Source organism: Schwartzia sp. (in: firmicutes), from assembly GCF_978017985.1.
In genome coordinates this window covers 1-2,536 of record NZ_CDXDFU010000031.1, presented here as the reverse complement: position 1 = coordinate 2,536, position 2,536 = coordinate 1, and the positions used below count along the sequence as shown (strand labels likewise).

At 47.6% G+C, this 2,536-nt stretch carries 5 protein-coding genes and 1 pseudogene; all 6 read left to right on the top strand.

Annotated features, from left to right (window positions below):
- A partial coding sequence (locus ACY69O_RS01430) for a ComF family protein (protein WP_462331690.1) occupies positions 1-196 on the top strand: 196 nt, incomplete at its 5' end.
- 120 nt (positions 197-316) lie between these two features.
- The gene (locus tag ACY69O_RS01425; RefSeq protein WP_462331689.1) at positions 317-736 is read left to right on the top strand and encodes a flagellar protein; all 420 of its coding nucleotides are present in this window, start codon (positions 317-319) and stop codon (positions 734-736) included.
- Positions 737-914: 178 nt separating this feature from the next.
- On the top strand, positions 915-1,196 hold the full coding sequence (gene flgM / locus ACY69O_RS01420; RefSeq protein WP_462331688.1) for a flagellar biosynthesis anti-sigma factor FlgM: 282 nt from the start codon (positions 915-917) through the stop codon (positions 1,194-1,196).
- Positions 1,197-1,214: 18 nt separating this feature from the next.
- Positions 1,215-1,697 (top strand): flagellar protein FlgN, encoded by a 483-nt coding sequence (locus ACY69O_RS01415; protein WP_462331687.1) that lies wholly within the window; start codon positions 1,215-1,217, stop codon positions 1,695-1,697.
- Between the two features lie 9 nt (positions 1,698-1,706).
- A complete protein-coding gene (gene flgN / locus ACY69O_RS01410) occupies positions 1,707-2,174 on the top strand; it encodes a flagellar export chaperone FlgN (protein ID WP_462331686.1) in 468 nt (155 codons plus the stop codon).
- Between the two features lie 15 nt (positions 2,175-2,189).
- Positions 2,190-2,536, top strand: a pseudogene (locus ACY69O_RS01405) (flagellar hook-associated protein FlgK); the annotation flags it as partial.

Genomic DNA, 2,536 nt, shown 5'->3' with positions numbered 1-2,536 from the left:
GGGCGCTGAGGAAAGACGGAAAAATCTTTCGGGGGCATTTTCTGCGGCTGCGAGGGCGGACGTGTGTGGGAAATCGGTGCTTCTTCTTGACGATATCTGCACCACGGGGGCGACGCTTATGGAATGCGCAAAGGTTCTTCGCAGCGCAGGCGCAAAGCGGGTGTACGGACTTGTGCTTTCCAGCGACAGGAACTGATTTTCTTCATATGGGTTTAGAAATCAGTCATCATGTTTTTTCGTTGGCAAAACTTGAACGAATGCGTTATAATGAATAGACAAATAATAAAAATTGATTTTGGACACAGGAGTGATTAATATGGCAAATACATTGAAAAACTGCTCGGAATGCGGACGAGTTTTTGTTGATACGGGAATCGGGGTATGCCGCGACTGCTATGAAAAACAGCAGGACCAGATGCAGGAAATTTCTTCTTATGTCCGTGATAACCCGCACTCTACGGTAAAACAGATCTGCGAGGCACTCAACGTAAAAGAGAAGCTCGTTATGCGTATGATTCGCGAGGGACGTTTTGTTACGGACGGCGTTCAGCTCGAGTATCCGTGCGAATCCTGCGGAGCACCTATCACAAGCGGCCGCTTCTGCGACAAATGCAACGGTGAGCTTGCAAAGCAGATGCAGCAGACGCAGAAAAAGATGGTTGCCAAAGCACCTGCGCCGGCGGCTAAAAAAGGATCGGGAATGTATTCCCGCGATATGGGCAAAAAGCTTTCCTAAATGTTTTCAAAATATGATTTAGGGTAAAAAAGAGAGAAAAAAAGAGATTTAACGAGATAATTGCATATAAATGCATAAAAATGACGAAAAGCGGGAGTTAAGAATCCCGCTTTTTTTTTCGATTCATATGCAGAAAGAAAAACAAGGGTAAAACCCTTTAGCAAGGACGGTGTAAACCATGTTTATCAACAATCATATCCAGTCCCTCGCAAGCGTTTATGGGGCACAGGCTGTAGGCGGAACGAAGGGAAGAAAACCGGTAACAAAATCTGCAGAATCCAGCTCTGTGCAGCTTTCGACACAGGCACAGGATTTCAGTGCAATACTGCAGAAGATCCGCTCAAAGAAGGACGATGTCCGTATGGACAGAGTTGAGGAGCTGGAAAGCCAGATTTCCGCAGGAACTTATAAAATCGATGAGAAGGCTATTGCGGCAAGCATGCTGAACATGCGTTACTGATAAGGCGGGACGAGGCTTATGTGGCAGGAACTTGTTAAAGTGCTGGAAGCACTGACGGAGGCCTATGGTCAGCTTCTGAAAATAGCACAGGAGAAGCATGCTGTGCTTGTCATGGTTCAGCTTGAAAAATTGGACAAGCTGCTTGACGTTGAGCAGACGATCATCGACCGGATTCACAAGCTCGAGGAAGAGCGCCGGGGTGTACTCCTTAAGCTTTGCAAGTCAGAAAAATCATTACGCCCCGAAATGACAATGAAGGAAGTCACGGAGATAAGCCCCGCGGAATACTCGCCGCGCCTCGGGGAACTCCATAAAAAACTTGGCGATCTCGTAGAGAAAGCCAATCAGAAAAGTGAGGAAAATGAATTCCTCATTAAGAGCGCGCTGGGCGCAGTACAGTATCACCTGAACCGTATAGGCAACTCCACGGTGGAGCCTGCATACGGGCAGAAAGGGCAGGAAATCGTAACGCAGCATAAGAACTTCGATTTCGAGGCGTGAGGTTACGGAATGGATGAGATTATAAAAATACTGCGTGCGGAGCTTGCCCTCTCAATGAAACTTGAGGCTGCAGCCCAGGCGCAGCGGGAAGCATTAAAGGCAAATCTCGACGGCCGGCGTGTCTCTGAGACTACGCAGACCGTCGATGGACTGTTAAGGCAGCTTTCGGTTTTTGAAAAACAGAAGGAGGATCTTCTGAAAAAAGCCGGATGCGAAAGTGTAAATGAATTCTTAAAGCATCAGCCGTATTCAAAAGAAAAAATGGAAGCGAAGGATTATCTCGGGCGTCTGACGGAACTTTTGGAAAAAATCCGTAAAATCGGCTCGGGCAGCAGGCTTCTTTTAAAGAATGATATGGAGTATCTGACGTTCAGCCTCAATGTGATGACACAGTCACAGGCGGGGCCGGGTTATGATGATACGGAACAGCCGGATGCGGCGATTCAGGGCAAAAAATTGTTCGACCGCTCGGTCTAGAAAGGGTGAAATACAATGGCAGTACGTTCTACATTTGCAGGACTTAATACGATGTACCGGGGCATTAGTACGAACCGTCTGGCACTGGACACGGTCGGACACAATATGTCGAATGCGGGTGCGGTAGGATATTCCCGCCAGAGTGTTAATCAGGCGGCTGTTATGCCGGATAAAATATATGCCAACGGCACTCAGCAGTATGTGGGTTCGGGTGTTGACTCGCTTTCTATCACGCGTGCACGCGATGTTTATGCGGACAAAAAGTACTGGGCTGAGAATGGTACGCAGAAGTATCTGACAACACGTGAAAATAACTACGGCAAGGTTGAAGAGATTTTCAATGACTCGAAGGATACAGGAGT

Coding starts and splice junctions, on each gene's coding strand:
- flgN (WP_462331686.1), top strand. CDS start 1,707: ATGGATGAGATTATAAAAATACTGCGTGCGGAGCTTGCCCTCTCAATG.
- ACY69O_RS01415 (WP_462331687.1), top strand. CDS start 1,215: ATGTGGCAGGAACTTGTTAAAGTGCTGGAAGCACTGACGGAGGCCTAT.
- ACY69O_RS01425 (WP_462331689.1), top strand. CDS start 317: ATGGCAAATACATTGAAAAACTGCTCGGAATGCGGACGAGTTTTTGTT.
- flgM (WP_462331688.1), top strand. CDS start 915: ATGTTTATCAACAATCATATCCAGTCCCTCGCAAGCGTTTATGGGGCA.